The sequence below is a fragment of the Neisseria canis genome, from assembly GCF_900636765.1.
GTDB lineage: Bacteria > Pseudomonadota > Gammaproteobacteria > Burkholderiales > Neisseriaceae > Neisseria > Neisseria canis.
Genome location: NZ_LR134313.1, coordinates 50,777 through 66,536, shown reverse-complemented (window position 1 = coordinate 66,536; position 15,760 = coordinate 50,777). Strand labels below are relative to the sequence as shown.

Here is a 15,760-nt window from a genome sequence, read left to right as displayed (position 1 = left end):
TTATCTTTAAGAAGGTTATATGACACCCTAAATAATCATTTTCAGGCATCCCCCAACCATGAAAACCATTTCTATCGACTTTCAACCGCAACGCAGCTTTCTCGGGCAATCGAGAAGGGTTGCGGCAGCCTATATGGGGGAAATGGTTGCAGAGTTAAACAAGAACGCATTGTTCGCCCAACAACGCATCTTGGTCAGAAGCCAGCCTGATACTTTATTGAACGCTTTTGATCAGCCGTGTAAATCCCCTTTTAAGAGTTCCGGTTTTGTTGATGTGATTAATGCGATGGAGGGGAGCGAGCTGCTGCAAGGGATGCCTTCGGAGTCCCGTTACCACAAGATTTTTTCTGTTAATTGCGCCAATGATGCGCATCAAAGCCTGTGTTTTCACGATAAAGAAGAATTGAAGAGTACCGGGCTTATCGAATGGCTGCTGGAGCAGGAAGCATCTACCTTGATTATAGGCGGCACGGCAATAGACCGCAGCTTAAAGGATACGGTTAAACAGTTACGCTTTTTCGGCAACTGGGATATCGTTTTAAATTTGGCTGCCTGCCGCGGGTTTGATGCGGAAGATACATTGTGCGCCATTACTGAAATGCGTCGTGTGGGTGTGCGCACGATTACCAATTCTATGGAATTGGTTTGCAAATTGATGCCTGAAAATTCTAGATCAGAACAATTTGTTAAAATCAACCACGCCTTAAAATTTGCCAGAATTTGATTGCAGTTTTTGAATATGCCTGTCTGAACGGATGTAAACGGTTCAGACAGGCATTTCTATTATGATGATGTTTCTGAAAAAAACGGCTGCCAGCTTTCTTCGTTACACATATAGTTTTATAATAGTCATATCAGAAGTCGGAAATATGGAAGCTGTTAATAAAATTTCCTCTTTCTGATTTGTTTTTATAAAAAAACAAATAATAAACATAAGATTATATTCATTACCAAGATAAGTTAATATTTTAAGGAACGTGATATGTCTGAGCAAACCAACCCACAGCCGGACAAACATAAACCAAACTCATCCAAACAGGCTGGAAACCAGCCTAAAGAGCAGGTAATCAATCTTTATCAAGGCAGCAAGCGGATCCATCCCAAGCTGGCAAAAGGGCGTTTTGCCAATTGGCGCGTGGTGGCCATTTTTGCAACGCAGTTTGTGTTTTATGTGTTGCCCTGGCTCAATGTTAACGGCAGGCAGGCGGTGTTGTTCGATATTCCCGACAGGCATTTTTATATCTTCGGCTTGTCGTTAGGCACGGGTGATTTGATTTATCTTTCCGGCCTTTTGATTGTGTCGGCTTTCGGCCTGTTTTGGTGGACAACCATTGCCGGACGTTTGTGGTGTGGCTATGCATGCCCGCAAACGGTTTATACCGAAGTAATGCTGTGGATCGACCATTTGGTTGAGGGCGATCGGAACAAGCGTTTGAAGCTGGAAAAATCGCCTTGGAATTTCACCAAAATCCGTATTAAAGCCACTAAATACCTGTTGATTTTTGCCGTATGTGCATGGACGGGTATTTCATTTGCGGGTTGGTTTACGCCGATACGCGAATTTGTGCCGAATATTTTCAACGGCACGGCCAACACCGCCCCCATGATTGCTGCTGCGTTTTACGGCTTTATGACTTGGCTGATGGCGCATATGATGCGTGAACAAGTGTGTAAATACATGTGCCCGTATGCGCGTTTCCAAAGCGCCATGTTTGACCCGGATACCCTGATTATTTCTTACGATGAAGAGCGCGGCGAGCCTCGCGGGGCGCGTAAGAAAAATATGAGCAAAGAGGAAAGCGGGCTGGGGGACTGTATCAACTGCACCATGTGTGTGCAAGTTTGCCCTGTCGGCATCGACATCCGCGACGGTTTACAATATGAGTGTATCGGTTGTGCCGCGTGTATCGATGCGTGCGACGAGATTATGGATAAGATGAATTATCCGCGCGGCCTGATCCGATACACCACCGAAGCGGCGCTCAAACATCAATATCCCGAAGAGCAAATCAAAAAGCGCCTGCTCAGACCTAGAGTGATTGGATACGGTTTGTTTTTGTTGGCCGCGGTATCCGCATTACTGTTCGGCCTTTCTACGCGCGACAGTTTGAAAGTCGACATCATTAAAGACCGTGGCGTGATGGTGCGCGAGAATAAACAAGGCCGTTTGGAAAATGCGTATAACCTGAGGGTTGTTAACTACAGCGAGGAAGAGCAAATCGTTACGGCAACGGTAAGCGGCTTTGAAGATATCGTCCTGACAGGGCTGCCTGAAGGAGGTTTGCGCGTGCCGCCAAGTGAAACGCTGACCGTGCCGGTGCAGGTTGCCACTTATCCCGAATATGCCGATAAAGGCACGCATCCGATTGAATTTAAATTCAAATACAGAAAAGCGGCCGAAGCATCCGAAAATGCCGAGGAGCTGGTAGAAAAATCCTCATTTGTTGGAGAATAAAACGTGAGCGAACCGAAAAAATCCAAGGTTTGGTATAAAGAGCCCTGGCCTTGGATTCTTATGGCTGGCCCTGCCATTGTGGTGGTGGCCGCGACAGCCACTTTCTTCATTGCCAAAACCAATAATTCGGACTTGGTAATTGATGACTATTATAAAGACGGTAAATACATCAACCTGCAAATCGAGCGGGATCAGGAAGCACAGAAGCGCAATATTCAGGCGCAAGTGTTGATCAGCCCTTCGAATGATGCGGCCAAAGTATTTATCAGCGGCGATTTCAATCCTAAAGAAAAGATTAATATTCTGTTTATGCATCCTGCACGTCAGGCAGATGATCAAACCGTAACGCTGCAAGCGGGTTCGGGAGGCTTATCCGGCGATAAATATGAATATCACGCCGTGTTCAAACCGCTTCCGCCTGCCAAGCATTGGTATGTGCGAGTGGAGGATGCTGACGGCAAATGGCGAGTGGAAGATAAATGGCTGGTAAACAAAGGCAACGCTTTAACGCTGTCTCCCATGGAAAAACTGCCGGAGGCCGGCAGCTGAGATTTCGGCAAACGAAACACCGGTTTCTTTCTGGTTTCATATGAGACCATGATACCAAATGCCTGTCTGAAAACTTTCAGACAGGCATTTTGCTTGATTGATGATAAGTTATGCTTAAGCTTGCTTGGGGTATCTGTTTTTCAATAATGCTTGGCGGCAGGTATTGCCGAACAAGTTGGTTTAACCATCATAGGAAACCGTTAAAACCAGCAGGCGCGCGCAGCAAAAGCCTTACCTTATAACCGCCTCCCGTGTTAACATTACGGTTACACCAAATTACACCCCACAAAAAATACAGATATTTAGGATTGAAAACAAAATGGACGATTTAATCAAAGAAGCAGCACTTCATTTCCATGAATACCCGTTTCCGGGCAAGATTCAAGTGGCACCAACCAAGCCTTTGGCCACCCAGTATGACCTTTCGTTGGCGTACTCGCCCGGCGTAGCGGCGCCTTGTATGGAAATTTATAATGATCCGCTTGCCTCTTACAAATATACTGCACGGGGCAATTTGGTTGCGGTGATTTCGAACGGTACGGCTGTGTTGGGATTGGGCAATATCGGCGCGCTGGCCGGTAAACCCGTGATGGAAGGTAAAGGCGTTTTGTTTAAAAAGTTTGCCGGTATTGATGTTTTCGATATCGAAGTAAACGAAACAGACCCCGATAAATTGGTGGAAATCATTGCTTCTTTGGAGCCGACATTCGGCGGTATCAATTTGGAAGACATTAAAGCGCCCGAATGTTTCTATATCGAGAAAAAGCTGCGCGAACGCTGTAATATCCCCGTATTCCACGATGACCAGCACGGTACGGCGATCATCACCGCAGCAGCGGTAATCAACGGCTTGCGTGTGGTAGGCAAAAATATTGCCGATGTGAGTTTGGTGTGTTCCGGTGCCGGTGCGGCCGCAATTGCCTGCTTGGATTTGTTGGTTGCGCTGGGTATGAAAACCGAAAACATCACGGTTTGCGATTCAAAAGGTGTGATTTACCAAACTCGCGAAGACCGCGAACGCATGGACGAATCTAAAATCCGCTATGCCATTGCAGATAACGGGCAACGTGTGTTGGCCGATGCCGTGGTGGGTAAAGACATTTTCTTAGGCCTTTCCGGCCCGAATCTTTTGAGCGTGGATATGCTCAAAACCATGAACGACAAGCCTATCGTACTGGCTTTGGCGAACCCGCAGCCTGAAATTTGGCCGCCTGAAGCCAAAGCTGCGCGCCCCGATGTAGTAATCGGTACGGGCCGTTCGGATTTCCCCAACCAAGTGAACAATGTATTGTGTTTCCCGTTCATTTTCCGTGGCGCGCTGGATGTGGGAGCAACCACCATCAACGAAGAAATGAAGTTGGCATGTGTGCGCGCGATTGCCGATTTGGCGATGGCTGAGTCAAGTGCGGAAGTGGCGGGTGCATATGAGGATGCCGATCTGACTTTCGGCCCGGAGTATCTGATTCCGAAACCGTTCGACCCGCGTCTGATTGCGAAAATCGCGCCGGCTGTGGCGCAGGCGGCAATGGATTCCGGCGTGGCAACCCGTCCGATTACCGACATGGATGCCTATGTTGAGAAGCTGCACCAGTTCGTTTACAAAACCAGCCTGTTTATGCGTCCGATATTTAATCAAGCGCGCAAACAGATTAAACGCATTGTGCTGACCGAGGGAGAAGACGAGCGTATTTTGCACGCTGCGCAGCAAGTGGTTTCGCAAAAACTGGCTTTCCCGATTTTGGTGGGGCAGCGCAAAGTGATCGAAGAGCGTTTGCAGTCGCAAGGCCTGACTATTCAGCCGGGGCGCGATTTTGAGCTGATCGATATTGACGATAACCCGCACTTTGAAGAAAGTTGGAAAGAATATTACCGCTTGCGTCAGCGTAAAGGCGTTACCGAAGAAATGGCACGCCGCCGCGTACGCGCCAACAGCACTTTGATTGGTGCGTTGATGGTGCGTTTGGGTCATGCCGACGGCATGTTGTGCGGCACAATGGGGCGCTTTTACGACCACTTCGGCATTTTTGAAGAAGTAATCGGTTATAACAACCTTGAAAAACACGCATTTGCCATGAATGCGCTGATTTCCAATAAAGGCAATTTCTTTATTGCAGATACTTATATCAACGAAGACCCGGATGCCGAGCAATTGGCTAAAGGTACCCTGATGTGCGCCAAAGAAATGAAGCGGTTCGGCATCAAGCCGAAGGTGGCGTTGGTGTCGAACTCGAACTACGGTTCGCGCCAAGATAAAGATGCCGTGAAAATGCAGGGTGCGCTCGAAATAATACGGGAGCTGGATCCCGAATTGGAAATCGACGGTGAGATGCAGGCAGACGTGGCGATGGATGAAGATATGCGCAAATCCATTTATCCGGAAACCACGCTAACCGGTTCCGCCAATCTACTGGTTATGCCCAATGTTGAAGCCGCTAACATCAGCTATAACTTGTTGCGTGTGAATGCAACCAACGGCATCACGGTGGGTCCGATTTTGATGGGCATGAATAAACCCGTGCATATCGTTACGCCTATTTCCACCGTACGCCGGATTGTGAACATGATTGCATTAACCGCTGTGGATGCGCAGCGCCAATAAGCTTGATTGAGCACCAATGCCTGTCTGAAAAGCCAAATTCAGACAGGCATTGTTATCATTGCAGGCTTTCGACAAACACGCTTATCCTTTAAAATAAACACCATTTTGTTTGAGGAGGCTGCCGTGGCGTGTCCGATATGTAATGCGCAAAACGAAGACATTTTGCTGCAAACCGACAATTTACGGGTGATTGCCGTGCACGACGAAGCCGATGCACCGGCTTTCTGCCGCGTGATTTGGCAGCGGCATGTTGCGGAGATGACCGACCTTTCGGCTACGGAACGCAATGAATTAATGGATATGGTGTACCGCGTGGAAAGCGCAATGCGCCAAGTGTTCCGGCCTGCCAAAATCAACTTGGCCAGTTTGGGCAATGTGGTTCCGCACTTGCATTGGCATGTGATTGCGCGTTTCAGCGAAGACGCACATTTCCCCGCGCCCATTTGGGCGGCTCCCAAGCGCACGCCTACTGTTACGCTGCCGCATGATTGGCCGCAGCAAATCAAAGCATTAATCAATTAAACTGAATGAAAAGGAAACGATATGGATTGGCAAACCTCACGCCGTAATTTGCTGCGCGCAGGAGCGGCGGTGGCCGGCGCCGGTGTGTTGCAGGCTTGTACGGGCGGGGCGCAAAAAAAGCCGGCCGTGAAATCCGCCGGAAAAGCCGTGCCTGTTCAGCCGAAGCCGACCATTAAACGATCGGGGAACAATGTGTTAAGAGTTGTTGCACCTTCAGGCTTTGCGGAAGACCGAAGCCGCATCGAAATCGGATTAACCCGTCTTTATAATGCAGGATTTACCGTAACCAACCAAGAAGCGGCTTACCGCCGTTACCAGCGCTTTGCCGGTGCGGATGCGCAAAGGATTGCCGATTTTCAAGATGTGGCGGCAGGGCGGGTGGCAACACCGAAAGTGCTGATGGGGCTGCGTGGCGGTTATGGTGCGGCACGTTTGCTGCCGCACATTGATTTTGCTTCGCTTGGCGCCAGAATGCGCGAGCGGCAAACTCTGTTTTTGGGCTTTAGCGATGTGTGCGCCATTCAACTTGCGCTTTTGGCCAAGGGCAATATGATGAGTTTTGCAGGGCCGATGGTGTATAGTGAATTCGGTAAAACCATGCCCAGTCCTTATACAATGGATTCGTTTATCAGCGGTACCACCAATACGCAAAACACCATCGCCGTATCGTCTATCCAGCGCAAAGGCGTGAGCGCGGAAGGTACGCTTTGGGGCGGGAATTTAAGCGTGTTGGCATCTTTGGTGGGTTCGCCTTATATGCCGGATATCCAAGGCGGCATTTTGTTTTTAGAAGATGTGGGCGAGCAGCCTTACCGAATCGAGCGTATGCTGCAAACTCTGCTTTTGGCCGGAGTATTGCAAAAGCAGCAAGCCATTATTTTGGGTGATTTCCGCATGGGAACCATCCGTGATATTTATGACAGCAGTTATGATTTTACCCATGTGGTCAACACGATAAGCAGAGTGGCCAAAGTGCCGGTGCTAACAGGTTTTCCGTTCGGCCATATTACCAACAAATCCACTTTCCCGTTGGGCGGACATGCCAAAGTGAAACCAAGTTCGGATGGCGGCTATTCCGTTACGTTCAGCGGCTACCCGGTTTTGGATAAGAATACGCTGGCACTGGATACTTTGTTACCGCCGCCGGTATCGTTTGAAGATCCCTTGAGCGGTTACAACCAGATCATAGAAGAAAAAGGGGATTTGGAATAATTAGGTACTTGCCGCCGGGTAAATGGTGCCAAACATTTAGCTACTGAATATAATGCCTGTCTGAAAGTATGTTAGCGTGTTCAGACAGGCATTATCTGTTGAATGGTTTTACGATACTGATACTGTTTGCAGCAAACATGTAAACGAAGTTTGATAATTTATGTTATAGTTTATACTTGGCTTAATATTTAATATATTTATTTAATATGTTATGGGTTTTAGAACGTAATATTACAGTAAGCCGATAGCAAATAATTAATACGGTTGATGGATACACAAACTATGTTGCACCAAATCATACGTTCCGATATTCAAGAAATGACTGCCTATTCCGTGGCAGATGCGCCTTCCTCCTGCATCAAGTTGGATGCCATGGAAATGCCTTACCGCTATCCGGAGGAGCTCAAAGCCCGGTTGGGGCGTTTGTTGGCCGAAGCTCCGGAAAATCTTTATCCGAATCCTGCAGCTAGCGGGCTTCAAGAAGCATTACGCCAAGCTTTCGGCATATCCGATAAGGCGGATATTGCTCTCGGCAATGGTTCCGACGAACTCATCCAGCTATTGACTCTGCTGGTGGCCAAGCCCGGAGCAAAAGTTTTGGCTTTGGAGCCGAGCTTTGTGATGTATCGGCACAATGCAAAGCTGTTTGGCTTGGAATATATCGGCGTGCCGCTGAACGAAGATTTCACCATGAATCTGCCGGCTGTGTTGTCTGCAATTGAAACACATCAGCCGGCTTTGGTTTTCGTAGCTTATCCCAATAACCCCACGGGTGTATGTTTTAAGCGGGAAGAAGTGCAGGCGCTTGTTGATGCCGCTCCGGGAATCATCGTGGTGGATGAGGCTTATGGAGCGTTCAGCGGCGACAGCTTCTTACCGCAGGCGGGCAGTCGCAGCCATTTGGTGGTGATGCGCACATTAAGCAAAATCGGTTTTGCAGGCTTGAGAATAGGTTATGCGGCCGGCCATTCTTTAGTGATGAGGGAGCTGGCCAAGATTGTGCCGCCTTATAATATGAACCAATTGAGCCTTGCCGCTGCAAAATTTGCCTTGCAGAATCGAGCTTGGATTGACCGGCACATTGATATTTTGAAACAGGAACGCAGCCGTTTGAGCGAAGCGTTTTCAGATTTGGGAATGAAAGTTTTTTCCAGTGAAGCCAATTTTATTACGGTAAAAGTGAATGATGCTGTAAAAGTATTTGAAACTTTACGGCAGAATAACATTCTTATTAAAAAACTACATGGAACGCATCCTCTTTTAGAGCAATGTCTGCGCATTACTGTAGGCACCCCTGAACAGAATGATGCTGTTTTAAATGTTTTGAAAAATATTACAACTTCAATCTTAAAACCCAATTAACTAAAGTAAGTGGACTTTATGAAAACAAAAAAAGAAATCCGTAATGAAAATTTCAACCGCCTGATTGAGGAAGCGGGTTCCATTTCCGAATTGGCGCGGCGTTGCGGTTATGATAATCCGGCTTCACTGTATCAGCTCAGAGTGCGCCTGAACAAACAGGAAGAAGGTAGCCGCGGTATCACCAATACACTATCCGCCAAGCTGGAAAACGGTATGGGAAAGCCGCGCGGTTGGATGGATATTCAGCAGCAAAGCGATACCGCCGCAGTTGAGGTGTCAGACGATACGGTTCCTGAGCTTAATATGGGCAATGCGTCCGGCCGTGTCGTTACCGTAACCCGCAATACCAGCGAAACACAAATTACCATTTCGCTTAATTTGGACGGTACGGGCCGAAGCCGTTTTGATACCGGCGTGCCGTTTTTGGAGCATATGCTTGACCAAATCGCCCGTCACAGCTTGATTGATTTGGATATTACCTGCAAAGGTGATTTGCACATTGATGACCATCATACCGTTGAAGACATCGGCATCACGCTCGGCCAGGCGCTGAAGCAGGCTTTGGGCGACAAATCGGGCATCCGCCGCTACGGTCATGCCTATGTGCCGTTGGATGAGGCTTTGAGCCGTGTGGTAATCGACCTTTCCGGCCGCCCGGGTTTGGTATATAACCTTGACTTTACCCGCGCATGGATTGGAAAATTTGATGTCGACTTATTCAGCGAATTTTTCCACGGCTTGGTAAACCACAGCATGATGACGCTGCATATTGATAATTTGAGCGGAATAAACGCCCATCATCAGGCAGAAACAGTATTTAAAGCTTTTGGCCGCGCATTGCGTATGGCAGTGGAATACGATCCGAGAATGGCGGGGCAGATGCCGTCAACCAAAGGCACTTTGACCGCATAATATTTAATCTTTTTCAGCAGGCTGCCAAGCCTGCCCGTATCGGTTTTTCAGACAGGCATATGCCTGTCTGAAAGTCGTTATGTATGTCAAAACAATATAACTTAAAGGTTAATCGCAATGAAAATAGCCATAGTTGATTACGGCATGGGAAACCTGCATTCGGTTTTAAAATCCGTTCAGGCGGCAGACAGGTTGGCGGGCACCGGCGCGGAAATTGTGCTGACCGATAAACCTGAAGAAGTGTTTGCTGCCGACAAAGTGATTTTCCCAGGGCAAGGCGCAATGCCCGATTGCATGGCTGCTTTGCAGAGAAGCGGTTTGGGCGAAGCCGTGGCGGACGGATTGAAAAACAAACCTTTTTTCGGCATTTGCGTAGGTGCGCAACTTTTGTTTGATTACAGCGAAGAAGGGCAGACCCCCGGTTTGGGCTGGTTCAAAGGAGAAGTCAAGCGTTTTCCCGCCGGCAATACGGATGCGGAAGGCAATAAGTTGAAAGTGCCGCACATGGGGTGGAACAGCGTGCGTCAGGTTTTATCCCACTCTCTGTTTAAAGACATTCCCGACGAAACCCGTTTTTACTTCGTTCACAGCTATTACTTTGCGCCGCAAGACCAAAGCATTGTATTGGGTACCAGCGAATATCCTGAAACATTTGCATGTATCGTGGGGCGGGATAATGTGTTTGCCACCCAGTTCCATACAGAAAAGAGCCATGATGCCGGTTTGCTGCTCTTGCGTAATTTTTTACACTGGAACGGATAATTTGTGTTAAAATATTATACTGATTTTCAGACAGGCATTAACAAGACAGCCGATGCCTGTCTGAAAAATGATCTTCACCACGCTTTACACCATCCGCATTATTGCTTTTTCCATAACCCAAGATAACGGATATTGCCATGTTACTGATTCCAGCCATTGATTTGAAAAACGGCCAGTGTGTGCGCCTTAAGCAGGGCTTGATGGATGAAGCAACCGTATTTTCAGACAGGCCTGTAGAGATGGGGCGGCATTGGGTGGAGCAGGGCGCGCGCCGTTTGCATCTGGTGGATTTGGACGGCGCATTTGCCGGCGAACCGAAAAACTTTGAGGCCATTAAGGAAATTTTGGCAGTAAGCTCGAAAGATGTGCCGGTTCAGCTGGGCGGCGGTATCCGGGATTTGAACACCATCGAAAAATACCTCGGTTTGGGTTTGAGCTACGTCATCATCGGTACGGCAGCAGTAAAAAATCCTGCTTTCGTGCGTGAGGCGTGTAAAGAGTTTGCCGGGCACATTATCGTCGGTTTGGATGCGAAAGACGGTATGGTTGCCATAGATGGCTGGGCCACGGTAACACAGCACCATGTGATTGATTTGAGCAAACAATTTGAAGATGACGGTGTAAACAGCATCATCTACACCGATATAGGCCGCGACGGCATGATGAGCGGGGTTAACATCGAAGCAACCGTGAAGCTTGCCGAAGCCGTTGATATTCCGATCATCGCTTCAGGCGGACTGACGGATTTGGAAGACATCAAAGCATTGTGTGCAGTACAGGAGAGCGGTGTCGCAGGCGCGATTACCGGCAGGGCGATTTATGAAGGCAGCATTGACTTTGCCGAAGCCCAAAAACTGGCAGACAGTCTGTCAAATTAGGCATCTGAAAATATAGCGTGGATTGGTCTGGAAAAATTAATTTGATTTACTGGCAATCTTGCGGCCTGAAGACGGGTTGAAATTAAATATATCAAACAAGATTGCGTGCATATTTGCAGGGAATGAAAAAATGTTGGAAGTGTTTGTTTTAGGTTTTTGGCTGATATGGTCGTCTGAGCGCGACATTTCGGCTGTGATGGAAGGTTTGGCATTTACCGGGCTTGCCGTTTTGATCCGCAGCATCATGGTTTTTTCCCCTCCTGAAATCAACCAATTGTTTTTTATGACAATGGCTATCGAGTGGGCATTTGTGTCGTTGCTGATGTGGGCGGTAAACCGATATTCCACCACTTTTATTTCCACGCTGTTGTTTGCGCTTATCGGCTCGGCATCTTATTATTGGCTGACGCAGCATTCGCTCGAATTTGCCGAAAAAATTATTGCATAATCAAACAGGCTGCTGGTTAATCGAGCAGCCTGTATTTATTTGAGAGTATTGAAGGAATTGTTATGGCATTGGCAAAACGCATTATTCCGTGTTTGGATGTTGAAAACGGCCGTGTTGTGAAAGGTGTCAATTTTGTCGGCCTGCGTGATGCGGGAAACCCTGTCGATGTGGCTAAGCGCTACAACGATGAAGGAGCAGACGAACTTACTTTTTTGGATATTACCGCTTCTTCCGACAATCGGGACACCATTTTGCATGTGATCGAAGAAGTGGCATCGCAAGTGTTCATCCCGCTTACCGTGGGTGGCGGCGTGCGCTCGGTGGCGGATGTGCGGAGACTGTTGAATGCCGGAGCTGATAAAGCCAGCATCAATACTGCTGCCGTAACCAATCCTGATCTGGTTAACGAAGCCAGCGCTTTTTTCGGTTCGCAAGCGATTGTTGTGGCGATTGATGCCAAAGCCGTAAACCCTGAAAATACGCGCTGGGAAGTCTTTACCCACGGCGGGCGCAAAGCTACGGGTATTGATGCCGTAGAGTGGGCAAAAAATATGCAGGCACGGGGAGCCGGCGAGATTCTTTTAACCAGTATGGACAGGGACGGCACCAAAATCGGTTTTAATCTGTCGCTCACACGGGCAATCAGTGAAGCGGTGGATATTCCTGTGATCGCATCGGGTGGCGTAGGCAATGTGCAGCATCTGATAGAAGGCGTGAAAGAAGGCAAAGCCGATGCAGTGTTGGCCGCCAGTATCTTTCATTTTGGCGAGGTCAGTATCCACGAAGCCAAATTGGCGATGAAGGCCGCGGGGATAGAGGTAAGGTTGTAAAACTGAAAATGCCTGTCTGAAGATTTCAGACAGGCATAATTTTTACAATTGTAAAGATTGTTTAAATTGGTATAAGGTTTTATAATGCCGTGCTAATAAAATCCACAACAGAGATTAACGATGAAGTATAAAATCACACGCCGATACTTTCTCCAAGGTTCGGCCGCTTTAACCGGCAGCCTGATGCTTGGCGGCTGCTTAAAAGAAAACAGCACGGCACAGCCTGAAGAAACCGTTAAAATTTATTACCCGCCGGCACTCAACGGCTTGCGAGGTGATCATGAAGGCAGTGAAGTTGCTGCACACAGCATGGCCATGCAGGGCAAGCAATACACGCTGCCCGGCCAGGCGGCCGAGCATTATGACTTGGTGGTTATCGGCGGCGGTATCAGCGGCCTGACTTCGGCTTATCTTTACCGTCAGAAGCATCCCGAGGCCAAAGTGCTGGTGTTGGATAACCATGACGATTTCGGCGGCCATGCCAAGCGCAACGAATTTACTTATCAAAACCGCACATTCATCACTTACGGAGGCAGCGAATCACTGGATTCGCCTAAAACCACGTTTTCCAAACAGGCGCATTCGTTGTTGGAAAGTTTGGGCGTCGACTATAAAAAGTTCGAGCAATATTTCAACCGTGACTTGTACGAGAAAAAATGGCAGCTCAAACAAGGCGCTTTCTTCAGCCCCGAAGTGTTCGGCAAAGCTGCCGTGGTTGCAGGCCTGCCTGAAACAGGTAAAGCAAGTGCGGCAGAAGTGATCCGGCAATTTCCCTTAGCCGAAGATGCCAAGCAGGCTTTGATTGAGCTTTACACAGGGAAAACCAATTATCTCAAAGGCAAGAAAAAGCGTCAGCGCACCGAATTTGCCGAAGAAACCAGCTATTATGATTTTCTGAAAGACACCGTAAAGCTGCCGGAGGGCGCGCTGAATTATCTGAAAGACATCAGCTCGGAATACTGGGGGCACCCCATCAGCGCGATTTCAGTAGTTGAAGCCTTGGAAGAAAATTATCCGGGCGTACAAAACTTGGGGCTGCCCGAGGAAGGCGGCGAAGAAGAAAAAGAACCTTATATTTATCACTTCCCCGACGGAAACGCCTCTATTGCCCGCTTACTGGTGCGCAAACTGATTCCTACCGTGGCCGAGGGCAATACGATGGAAGATATCGTGCTGGCTAAATTTGATTACAGCAAGCTTGATCTTCCGGAAAACACCACACGCATCCGCCTGAACAGCACCGCTTTGCTGGCGGAAAACAATGCCGAAGGCGTGGCCGTGGCCTATCTGAAACACGGTGATGAGCAGCTTGTGCAAGTGCAGGCGAAAAAATGTATTTTTGCCGGCCATAGCGCTTTGGCCGCACGCATTATCCCCCAAATGCAGGAAGCGCAGAAAAAGGCTGAATTGAGCTGTGTGAAAGTGCCGATGGTTTATGCCAAAGTTTTGGTAAAAAATGCACAGGCTTTTAAAAAGCTCGGCGTTTATTCGCTTTATGCCCCTGGCGCGCCTTATTGCTTGATCCAGCTGGAAGACCCTGTAAATATTGGCGGTTATCAGGCTCAACAAAGCCCTGACGAACCGATGATTGTACATGCTGTCCGCATTGCCACCGATTTCGTAGGCGAGAATGTCCGTGAGCAATACCGTAATGGCCGCAGAAAATTGTTCGGGCAAAGTTATGATGCACTGAAAACAGAGTTGTTCGGGCAGCTGCGCCATCTTTATGCCTTGGCAGGTGAAAACTTCGACGATATGTTGGTTGACGTTACCCTAAACCGCTGGGCGCACGGTTACAGCTACGAACAAGCCGAACTTGCCGACACGGAGCAGTCTATGGAGCGCACTACCCGCGCGATGCGCAAGCCCGTGGGCAATATCTTTATGGCAGGTTGCGATGTGGCATGGATGCCGTATTTGCAGAATGCCGTTGACGAGGCATTCCGTGCGGTCAAAGAAGCTTCTGCATAAACACTTATATTGAGCGGTTAGCCGATGCCTGTCTGAATATTTTCAGACAGGCATTATTGTTTTGTTCTCAAAGTAGGAAAGGTTGGATTGATCAAAGTGTTGCACAAACAGAGAAATAAAGTTTCTTCTAAATTAATCGGAATAAATAAAAATAGTTATTTTATTCGGTTTTTGGAAACAAGCCTGTCTCGGTTTAATAAAACCGTAAGGATGATAGATTTGAATCTAAAATGCCGTGAAATAAAACTACGGGATAAAAAGCGGTAATGTATAAACTGCCCAAACCTATGTATAATCTGCACTATTAATGCGGTTTGCACATGTTGCCGAACCTGAACACACCACATTTAAAGAGGGCATTATGTTAGTTTGTAATATTGATGAAATAATTATTCACGGTACAACCAGTAAAGGAAAAACTTTCCGTCCGAGCGACTGGTCGGAGCGGCTGTGCGGCATTTTGTCTTCTTTCGATAAAGGTAACCGACTTTCTTATCACCAGTGGGTGCGCCCTTTGTTGGTGGATAATGTGCGCTGCGTTGCCGTACATAAAAACCTGGAAGAAATCAACCCGGCCATGTTCCGTTTTTTGATGGATTTTGCGGCCGATAATGATTTGCGGGTGATGAACTGCAATGCTTTAATAGATGAGAAAGAAGGCCAGAAAGACGCTGCGTCGGCAGCGAAAGCGGCAGAAACGGTAAATGCCGCCGCTGCATCTGCTTCCGGTTCGCAAGTAATTGAAGGGCTGCGTGAAATCGAAGCGGCGGAAACAGCCACGGCATTTGCCGCACTAAGCATTTTGCGTCCGATGCTGACGGATGTGAACCGCTTTGTCGAACAGGTCAATACTTTGCAGCGCCCCCAAGGCTACCGCTTATTGGGCATTTTTGAAGAAGGAAAAAGCAGTGCGGTAGCAGTGTGCGGTTTCCGGGTTTCCGTTAACTTATTCAGTGGCACCTATATCCATATTGACGATGTGGTAACCATTCCCAACAGCCGGGGTAGGGGCTATGCGGCGCGCTTGTTGGCCGAAGTGGCTAAAATCGCCCGTGAAGAAGGAATTACCCAAATACAGATTAATTCAACCGTCGGCCACGACCGCATGGAGGCACGCCGCCTATATTTCAGGCACGGGTTTGACATCACCGGCCATCACTTCGTCTGCAAAGTGGAAGAGTTCAAAGGATAATCACCCGTTTTACGGCAGTAAAAACAATGCCTGTCTGAAAATGTTTTCAGACAGGCATTGTTGATTTT

14 protein-coding genes are annotated in these 15,760 nt (G+C 48.1%); all 14 read left to right on the top strand.

Features of this window, described 5'->3' with window-relative positions:
- The first annotated feature begins 58 nt into the window (after positions 1 to 58).
- The 14 genes from EL143_RS00315 to EL143_RS00250 all read left to right on the top strand — a co-directional run bounded on the left by EL143_RS00315 (position 59) and on the right by EL143_RS00250 (position 15,692).
- Entirely contained in the window at positions 59 to 724 is a 666-nt protein-coding gene (locus EL143_RS00315; protein ID WP_085416804.1) for a cysteine hydrolase family protein, read from the top strand.
- Between the two features lie 258 nt (positions 725 to 982).
- Positions 983 to 2,455, top strand: a complete 1,473-nt coding sequence (gene ccoG / locus EL143_RS00310; protein ID WP_085416805.1) for a cytochrome c oxidase accessory protein CcoG — start codon at positions 983 to 985, stop codon at positions 2,453 to 2,455.
- A 3-nt stretch (positions 2,456 to 2,458) separates the two neighbouring features.
- Positions 2,459 to 3,004, top strand: coding sequence for a FixH family protein (locus EL143_RS00305; protein WP_085416806.1), 546 nt, complete (start codon positions 2,459 to 2,461; stop codon positions 3,002 to 3,004).
- Between the two features lie 319 nt (positions 3,005 to 3,323).
- Positions 3,324 to 5,603 (top strand): NADP-dependent malic enzyme, encoded by a 2,280-nt coding sequence (locus tag EL143_RS00300; protein ID WP_085416807.1) that lies wholly within the window; start codon positions 3,324 to 3,326, stop codon positions 5,601 to 5,603.
- A 123-nt stretch (positions 5,604 to 5,726) separates the two neighbouring features.
- Positions 5,727 to 6,125: an HIT family protein gene (locus EL143_RS00295; RefSeq protein ID WP_085416828.1), complete on the top strand. Its 399-nt coding sequence runs from the start codon at positions 5,727 to 5,729 to the stop codon at positions 6,123 to 6,125.
- A gap of 21 nt (positions 6,126 to 6,146) precedes the next feature.
- The gene (locus tag EL143_RS00290; protein WP_085416809.1) at positions 6,147 to 7,337 is read left to right on the top strand and encodes an LD-carboxypeptidase; all 1,191 of its coding nucleotides are present in this window, start codon (positions 6,147 to 6,149) and stop codon (positions 7,335 to 7,337) included.
- A gap of 282 nt (positions 7,338 to 7,619) precedes the next feature.
- Entirely contained in the window at positions 7,620 to 8,699 is a 1,080-nt protein-coding gene (gene hisC, locus EL143_RS00285) for a histidinol-phosphate transaminase (RefSeq protein WP_232001307.1), read from the top strand.
- Between the two features lie 18 nt (positions 8,700 to 8,717).
- Positions 8,718 to 9,611 carry an imidazoleglycerol-phosphate dehydratase HisB gene (gene hisB, locus EL143_RS00280; RefSeq protein ID WP_085416813.1) on the top strand — a complete coding sequence of 298 codons (894 nt, stop codon included), beginning with the start codon at positions 8,718 to 8,720 and terminating at the stop codon, positions 9,609 to 9,611.
- Between the two features lie 117 nt (positions 9,612 to 9,728).
- Positions 9,729 to 10,373, top strand: coding sequence for an imidazole glycerol phosphate synthase subunit HisH (gene hisH / locus EL143_RS00275; RefSeq protein ID WP_085416814.1), 645 nt, complete (start codon positions 9,729 to 9,731; stop codon positions 10,371 to 10,373).
- Between the two features lie 137 nt (positions 10,374 to 10,510).
- The gene (gene hisA / locus EL143_RS00270; RefSeq protein ID WP_085416815.1) at positions 10,511 to 11,251 is read left to right on the top strand and encodes a 1-(5-phosphoribosyl)-5-[(5-phosphoribosylamino)methylideneamino]imidazole-4-carboxamide isomerase; all 741 of its coding nucleotides are present in this window, start codon (positions 10,511 to 10,513) and stop codon (positions 11,249 to 11,251) included.
- Between the two features lie 130 nt (positions 11,252 to 11,381).
- On the top strand, positions 11,382 to 11,699 hold the full coding sequence (locus EL143_RS00265; RefSeq protein ID WP_085416816.1) for a diguanylate cyclase: 318 nt from the start codon (positions 11,382 to 11,384) through the stop codon (positions 11,697 to 11,699).
- Positions 11,700 to 11,761: 62 nt separating this feature from the next.
- Complete coding sequence (hisF, locus tag EL143_RS00260) at positions 11,762 to 12,529, top strand: imidazole glycerol phosphate synthase subunit HisF (protein ID WP_085416818.1); 768 nt, start codon at positions 11,762 to 11,764, stop codon at positions 12,527 to 12,529.
- Positions 12,530 to 12,649: 120 nt separating this feature from the next.
- Positions 12,650 to 14,500, top strand: a complete 1,851-nt coding sequence (locus EL143_RS00255; protein ID WP_085416820.1) for an NAD(P)-binding protein — start codon at positions 12,650 to 12,652, stop codon at positions 14,498 to 14,500.
- 361 nt (positions 14,501 to 14,861) lie between these two features.
- On the top strand, positions 14,862 to 15,692 hold the full coding sequence (locus EL143_RS00250) for a GNAT family N-acetyltransferase (protein ID WP_085416830.1): 831 nt from the start codon (positions 14,862 to 14,864) through the stop codon (positions 15,690 to 15,692).
- Positions 15,693 to 15,760 lie beyond the last annotated feature (68 nt).

Bases quoted from the DNA above. Each gene is read 5' to 3' on its own strand.
- hisC (WP_232001307.1), top strand. From the start codon at position 7,620: ATGTTGCACCAAATCATACGTTCCGATATTCAAGAAATGACTGCCTAT.
- EL143_RS00250 (WP_085416830.1), top strand. From the start codon at position 14,862: ATGTTAGTTTGTAATATTGATGAAATAATTATTCACGGTACAACCAGT.
- EL143_RS00265 (WP_085416816.1), top strand. From the start codon at position 11,382: ATGTTGGAAGTGTTTGTTTTAGGTTTTTGGCTGATATGGTCGTCTGAG.
- EL143_RS00315 (WP_085416804.1), top strand. From the start codon at position 59: ATGAAAACCATTTCTATCGACTTTCAACCGCAACGCAGCTTTCTCGGG.
- hisB (WP_085416813.1), top strand. From the start codon at position 8,718: ATGAAAACAAAAAAAGAAATCCGTAATGAAAATTTCAACCGCCTGATT.
- hisA (WP_085416815.1), top strand. From the start codon at position 10,511: ATGTTACTGATTCCAGCCATTGATTTGAAAAACGGCCAGTGTGTGCGC.
- EL143_RS00300 (WP_085416807.1), top strand. From the start codon at position 3,324: ATGGACGATTTAATCAAAGAAGCAGCACTTCATTTCCATGAATACCCG.
- hisF (WP_085416818.1), top strand. From the start codon at position 11,762: ATGGCATTGGCAAAACGCATTATTCCGTGTTTGGATGTTGAAAACGGC.
- EL143_RS00255 (WP_085416820.1), top strand. From the start codon at position 12,650: ATGAAGTATAAAATCACACGCCGATACTTTCTCCAAGGTTCGGCCGCT.
- hisH (WP_085416814.1), top strand. From the start codon at position 9,729: ATGAAAATAGCCATAGTTGATTACGGCATGGGAAACCTGCATTCGGTT.
- EL143_RS00290 (WP_085416809.1), top strand. From the start codon at position 6,147: ATGGATTGGCAAACCTCACGCCGTAATTTGCTGCGCGCAGGAGCGGCG.
- ccoG (WP_085416805.1), top strand. From the start codon at position 983: ATGTCTGAGCAAACCAACCCACAGCCGGACAAACATAAACCAAACTCA.